At 71.3% G+C, this 6170-nt stretch carries 4 protein-coding genes and 1 pseudogene; 3 read left to right on the top strand and 2 right to left on the bottom strand.

Annotated features, from left to right (window positions below):
• Nucleotides 1–26 precede the first annotated feature (26 nt).
• On the bottom strand, nt 27–2807 hold the full coding sequence (locus ACFSL4_RS09680; protein WP_381080619.1) for a penicillin acylase family protein: 2781 nt from the start codon (nt 2805–2807) through the stop codon (nt 27–29).
• Nucleotides 2808–3035: 228 nt separating this feature from the next.
• Between ACFSL4_RS09680 and ACFSL4_RS09675 the strand changes: the two genes are divergently transcribed.
• From ACFSL4_RS09675 to ACFSL4_RS09665, 3 genes and pseudogenes are all read left to right on the top strand, one after another.
• Complete coding sequence (locus ACFSL4_RS09675) at nt 3036–3638, top strand: hypothetical protein (protein ID WP_381080617.1); 603 nt, start codon at nt 3036–3038, stop codon at nt 3636–3638.
• Between the two features lie 67 nt (nt 3639–3705).
• Entirely contained in the window at nt 3706–4452 is a 747-nt protein-coding gene (locus tag ACFSL4_RS09670; RefSeq protein ID WP_381080685.1) for a 3-keto-5-aminohexanoate cleavage protein, read from the top strand.
• A gap of 109 nt (nt 4453–4561) precedes the next feature.
• A pseudogene (locus ACFSL4_RS09665) lies at nt 4562–5617 on the top strand (RNA ligase (ATP)); the annotation flags it as partial.
• 19 nt (nt 5618–5636) lie between these two features.
• Here ACFSL4_RS09665 and soxR read toward each other — a convergent pair.
• Nucleotides 5637–6149 (bottom strand): redox-sensitive transcriptional activator SoxR, encoded by a 513-nt coding sequence (gene soxR / locus ACFSL4_RS09660; RefSeq protein WP_381080615.1) that lies wholly within the window; start codon nt 6147–6149, stop codon nt 5637–5639.
• Nucleotides 6150–6170: the final 21 nt, after the last annotated feature.

Raw genomic sequence — 6170 nt, 5'->3', positions numbered from 1 at the left:
CCGGCCCGCCGCCGCTGGGGACTGACCTACCGGTGTGAGGTGTACTCCACGACCTGCTGGAAGGTCGGCCGGTTCTGCCAGCTGATCTTGCCGTGCTTGATGCCGCCGAGCGGGCGCTGGACGATCGCGTCGGCGCACCACTGGTCACCGGCCGAGCACTGGTCGTCGCCGGGATAGACCTGGGACGCGGTCTTGCCGGCGGCGCCCTTCAGCGTGGTGATCAGCATGTCCCGGCAGGAGGCCAGGCTGCCGCCGCCGCAGTACGTCCGCGCCAGCGGACCCTGCACCGTCTCGCCCAGCACCGCCCGCATGTCCTTGTCGACATAGCTCCACCAGCCGTACTGGAAGGCGCTTCCGGCGTGCCCGCCGGTCGGACCGTGCCCGGCCGACGGGGACTCGTCGACCGGCAGGTTGGCGGTCAGCGCCGTGTACAGGCCGGTACCGAGACCGGGCTCGAACTCGGCCTTGACCAGCAGCGGCCACCAGGCGTCCAGGACGCGGATCGCGTCGGCGTCGGCGTACGTCTTCGAACCCGCCGAGGTCTCCGTGCGCTTCGCGCCCGCCGACAGCCAGGCGGACAGCTTGTCCACCGCCGCCGCTGCCGTGGAGTCGGTCACCGGGGAACTGTTGATCACCTTCAGCAGCTTCGGCAGCACGTCCTCGGCGCGCAGATCGGCGAGGGCGGCGTCCGCCATCGCCTTCGTCAGCGACGCCCTGGTCACCCCGCCGGCCGCGACCAGCTTCTGCACCCGGTCCTCCAGCAGGTCCCCGCGGTGCACGGAGCCTTCGCCCCAGGATCCGGCCGCGTAGTCCTTGGCGATCTTGTTGTTCCAGGAGACGTAGTAGTCCTGGTCGATGGAGTTGGGGTGTGCGGACGACGGCGTGTAGTCCGCCGTGTTCGCCGCCGGGTCCCAGTTCTTCCATTCGTACGCCGCCTGCGCCCACACCGGGAACTCGGCGTCGACGCCGCTCGCGCGCACCGGGTTGTCACCGCTGTTGTAGTACGCGGTGTGCTGCGAGTCGGCGTAGAACCAGTTGAACGTGTAGTTGATGTGCTGCACCGCGCTCTGGAAGTCCTGCGGGCCCTTGACATAGTCCGGGTCGTTCAGCATCTGGAAGCCGATGATCGAGTCGGTCTCGTGCAGGTAGGACGAGCGCAGGGTGGTGTAGGCGACCTTCTTGCCGCCGACCGTGGCGCGGTACTCCACGGGCCCGTACTTGGTGCGCCACACCCGCATGGTGTAGGAGCCGTCCGGGGTGGAGTCGGCGAGGGTCTTCTTCCAGGAGTTCGTCCGCTCGACCTTGTCCATGGCGGTGCAGGTGCCGTGGTACAGGTAGTGGTAGTCGTCCTGGCACAGCTCGACCGCGTAGGTGTCGATGATGTCCTGGCCGGAGCTCGTGGCGCTCCACGAGTAGTCCTGGCCGCGGCCCAGTTCGACGTACATGCTCAGGCCCGCGAAGGAGGCGCCGCGGGCGCTGATACCCGGGCCCTGGATCTCCTGGAGCATGAGCAGCTGCGGCGCGAAGTAGCCCGTCTGCGGGCCGAAGACGGCGATCGGGTGGCCGCTGGCGGTGTGCTTGCCGCTCACCACGAGGGCGTTGGACATGCCTCGCTTGGCGGAGGTCAGCGCGGTGGTGGCGGCCGTCGCGGAGGTGTCGGCGGCACTGGCGGTGGCCGCGCTGCCGGTGCGGTCGTATACGAGCTGCTCCCGGGTGACCGAGCCTGCGTCGGGCAGCGCCTCGCCCTGCGCGCTCGCGGGCTTCGGCACGTACGGGAAGCTCTCGCCGTTGTGGATGGTGAGGACGGCCTCGGGGTCGTTGCGCTCGCGGAAGGACTCCCAGACCTTGGTGCCCTCCTCCACGCCGTACTTGGACTGGGCGGCGAGCAGGGACAGGGCGTTGTTGACCTCGCCGCCGCCGCCGGAGCCGAAGAGCGCGCCGATGACGGAGGAGAGCGCCACCATGTCGGTGACCTTGAAGTGCTCGATGGTGCCGGCGTTGGTGATGGGGTCCTTGTGGCCCGTCAGGTCGTACTCGCCGGGGAAGTAGAGGCCGCTGTCGGAGGCGTCGATGTAGGCGTTGACGCCGGCGAGATAGGCGTTGACGTCGGCGAGGGCCTGCTGGCCGCGGGCGCCGGCGCCGGCCACCGCGCGGTCGATCTGGGCCTGCAGCTCGGCCTCGGTGTAGGGCGCGTTGCGCCAGAACTCCTGCTCCAGGCCCTGGTTGGCGGCCGCACCGCCCGCGAACGACGTCAGCTCGCCGCGTCCGACGTGCCGGAAGACGTCCATCAGCCACAGCCGGTCCTCGGCCGCGGCATAGCCGGCGCCGAACTCGGTGCCGTACCGGGTGGTGCCGGTGATGTGCGGGACGCCCGTCTTCTTGTCGCGGACGATCGTCACGTCGTTGCGCCCGGCGGGCTTCTCGGTGGAGGCGACCTGGTCGGACGGGACCCCGAAGGACGCGTCGTTGAAGAAGTCGTTGATCTTCGCGTCGGTGAGCGAGGAGTAGCCCTTCGCCAGGTTGGCGTAGGGGCCGAGCTGGTCCTCGGCGTGGGCGGGCTGGGTGCCGAACACCTGGTGGAGCAGGATGTCGGCGAGGGTGGCGTTGCCGTTCTCACCGGGCGGGAGGATGTCGGAGCACTGGCCGCCGCAGTAGTCGTTCGTGGCCGTCGTGGCGGCCGCCGCCTGGGTGAGCGGCGACAGAAGACCGCCTACGAGGGTGCATATGGCGGCGGCCTTGAGGAACTTCGGAAATCTGCGGGGAGTTCTCAGTCTGTCCAGAGCGTTGCGTGGGGTGCGCCATGGCATGGCGGCTCCTCCCGAACGGAGTGGGGGCAGGCGGACGTTACCGCTTGGTATCCCCGCGATTGAAGTTGAACATGCGTCACTTTTTCAATGGTTCGGCAGGCGGAGAATGAAGATCACCGAAAGACGGATGGAGCCGGATCGCCTGTCGATACGTCTATTCGGCGACGTCCGTACGACGACGCCGGAGTGACCGCAGTACAGGTGCAGGTGTGACGGAGGTGCAGGGCGATGGCCGGTTTCCGAAGTCTGGCGAGACAGGTGCGAGATCCCGGGTGCGATCTGGCACTACGGCGCTACTCACTGCGCAAGTGCCTTGAGAAGTTCGCGCCTTACGGGCACCGGGCGACCTGGAACCATCTGTGTTCCCGGGCCGGGTTCGGTCCCGAGGACCGCTCCCCCGATCCGGCGCGGCTCGTGGCCGCACTGGACGAGCTGGAGGAGGCCCGTTCCGTCTGGCTCGCCTACGAGACGGAGTTCACCGAACGCCGCAGGAGGGAGAAGCACGACGGACTGCGCAGGCCGGGCAGCGTGGACGACTGGCACCGGCTGACCTGGGGCGGATTCGGGGTCGCCTGGTGCGACGATCCTCGCGTTCACCCTCATGGGCCACTGGCCGAGGTGCTGCGCCGGCTCATCGCCGCACTGGAGCGCGAGCCGGGCTCGGCCTGCCCGGTGTGCGCCGGTGACCGCCTGGTCTGGAAGCACGACCTGGCCCATGAACCGTCGTCCGGCCCGGTCTGCACCGGCTGCGGCATCGTGGTGCCGCGGCCCGTGCTGACACCCGAGGCCCTGGCGGAGGCCAGGCGCGCTCGGCTGCTGGTGTCGGCCTGAGGGCGCGGGGGTGCGCCGGGGGATGCCGCACCCCCCGTTGCCGGTGGCGTCCGGCACCCTGGACGCCATGGTGCAGGTGTGTGTGAACGGTACGCGGGGAGCGGCCGACGGCGCGGCCGTGCCGATGTCGCCGGGCGCGATGGCCGAGTCGGCGGCAGCCGCCGTGGCGGCCGGGGCGTCGGACGTCCATGTCCATCCCAAGACGCCATGCGGCCGGGACACGTTGTCGGCGAGGGCGGTCGCGGCCGCCCTCGGGGAGATACGGGCGCGCGTCGCCGTCCCCGTCGGTGTGACCACCGGGGCCTGGGCCGAGCCCGACCCGGCCGCGCGGGTGGAGCGCATCCGCGCATGGACGGTGCTGCCGGACCACGCGTCGGTCAACTGGCACGAACCGGGCGCGGAGTCGGTCGCGGCGGCGCTGATCGCCCGCGGAATCGGGGTGGAGGCCGGCATCTGGTCCGGCACTGACGGGGCGGCACGGTTCACGGCGTCCCCGCTGCGCCCGCAGGTGCTGCGGGTCCTCGCGGAGGTGACCGATCCGGACCCCGACACCGCGGAGGAGACGGCGCGCGCCCTGCTGTCCGACCTCGGCGGCGTCCTGTCCCGGCTCCCGGTGCTGCTGCACGGCGAGGGGACCGGCGCCTGGCCGGTGCTGCGCCTCGCCGGGCGCCTCGGTCTGGCGGCCCGCATCGGCCTGGAGGACACACTGCTCATGCCGGACGGCGAACGAGCCGAGTCGAACGCCCAGTTGGTGAGGGAGGGCCTGGCCCAGTACCGCCGGACCCGGCGGCCGGCCCAGGGGGAAGGTGCCTAGGGGGAAGGAAGGGCACGACGCCACCAGCCGCAAATCCGCTCGCTCCACACTTTTCACACACGGACAGTTGGGGGCGGTGAAACACGGCTGAGCAACCCGAGGAGTCCCGATGTCGACGCTGCGCGTCACCGCCGAAGTGCTGACCGTCCATGAGCATCCCAACGCCGACGCGCTCGAACTGGCCCAGGTGGGCCTGTACCGAGCCGTCGTCGCGAAGGGCCAGTACCGCACCGGTGACACCGCCGTCTACATTCCCGAGCAGTCCGTGCTGCCGCCGGAGCTGATCGAGGAGCTGGGGCTGACCGGACGGCTGGCGGGCAGCGGGTCCGACCGGGTCAAGGCGGTCCGGCTGCGCGGCGAGCTGTCCCAGGGCATCGTGTGCCGCCCCGGGGCGCTGGCGCGAGTCGACCTCGCGCGGGCCGCCGCCGAGGGCACCGATTTCACGGAGGCGCTGGGCATCACGAAGTGGGTGCCGCCGATCCCGCCCACCATGAACGGCGAGGTCGAGTCCGCGCCCGACCTGCTGCCCTGGGTCGACATCGAGAACGTCCAGCGCCGTCCGGACGTCTTCGCTCCCGGTGAGCCGGTGGTCCTGACCGAGAAGCTGCACGGCTCGGCGTGCCTGCTCACGTATGTCGCGGACGGGGACCGGGTGCTCGTCTCCTCGAAGGGATTCGGCGCCAGGTCCCTGGCGCTCGTGGAGGATCCGCGCAACCTGTACTGGCGGGCGGTGCGCGGCCACGGCGTCCCCGAGGCCGCGGCGCGGCTCGCCGTCCGGCTCGGCGCGCGCCGGGTGGGGATCTTCGGCGAGGTGTACGGGGCGGGGGTCCAGGACCTGACGTACGGGGCCGACGGCCGCCGCGACACGCTCGGGTTCGCGGTCTTCGACGTGGCCGCGGAGATCGACGGGGCGCTGCGGTGGCTGGACGCGCGGGCTCTGCTGGAGGGCGAGCTGCCTTTGGTGCCGCGGCTGTACGAGGGACCGTACGACATCGGACGCGTACTGGAGTTCTCCTCGGGGCGCGAGACGGTCTCCGGTCGCGGGCTGCATCTGCGCGAGGGTGTGGTGATCCGCCCGGTCACCGAGCGCCACAGCCCGGTGACCGGCGGCAGGGCGATCGCCAAGGCGGTCAGCCCCGCGTATCTCACACGCAAGGGCAAGACCGCCCGGGGCCGGGGACCGCTCAGCGGCAGTCCCCGGCCGCCCCGCGCGGCTCCGGCCTGCCTCGCCGCCGTGCGGAGCCGGCCCCCGCCAGCAGCCGCGAGCCCGATCCGCGTTCGCCGAAGGCGTCGTCCGGGTTGGACAGGACGCAGGCCTCCAGGGACAGGCAGCCGCAGCCGATGCAGTCCGTGAGGTGATCGCGGAGCCGTCTGAGCTGGTTGATGCGCTCGTCGAGTTCGGAGCGCCAGGCCGCCGAGAGCCGGGCCCAGTCCTCCCGGGTCGGCGTCCGTTCCTCGGGGAGCTCGGCGAGCGCCTCGCGGATGGTGGCCAGCGGGATGCCGACGCGCTGCGCGGCGCGTACGAAGGCGACCCGGCGCAGCGCGTCGCGCTGGTAGCGGCGCTGGTTGCCCGCTGTGCGGCGGCTGCTGATCAGGCCCTTCGACTCGTAGAAGTGCAGGGCGGAGACGGCGGCGCCACTGCGGGCGGACAGCTGGCCGACGGTCAGCTCATGGATCTTCTCGGTGATCTGGGGCATCCCTCGGAGCCTACCGACCAC

The organism is Streptomyces caeni, from assembly GCF_042678285.1.
In the GTDB taxonomy this organism is placed as follows: domain Bacteria; phylum Actinomycetota; class Actinomycetes; order Streptomycetales; family Streptomycetaceae; genus Streptomyces; species Streptomyces caeni.
The sequence above is the reverse complement of the archived record's forward strand: the minus strand, read 5'-3'. Positions and strand labels throughout refer to the sequence as shown.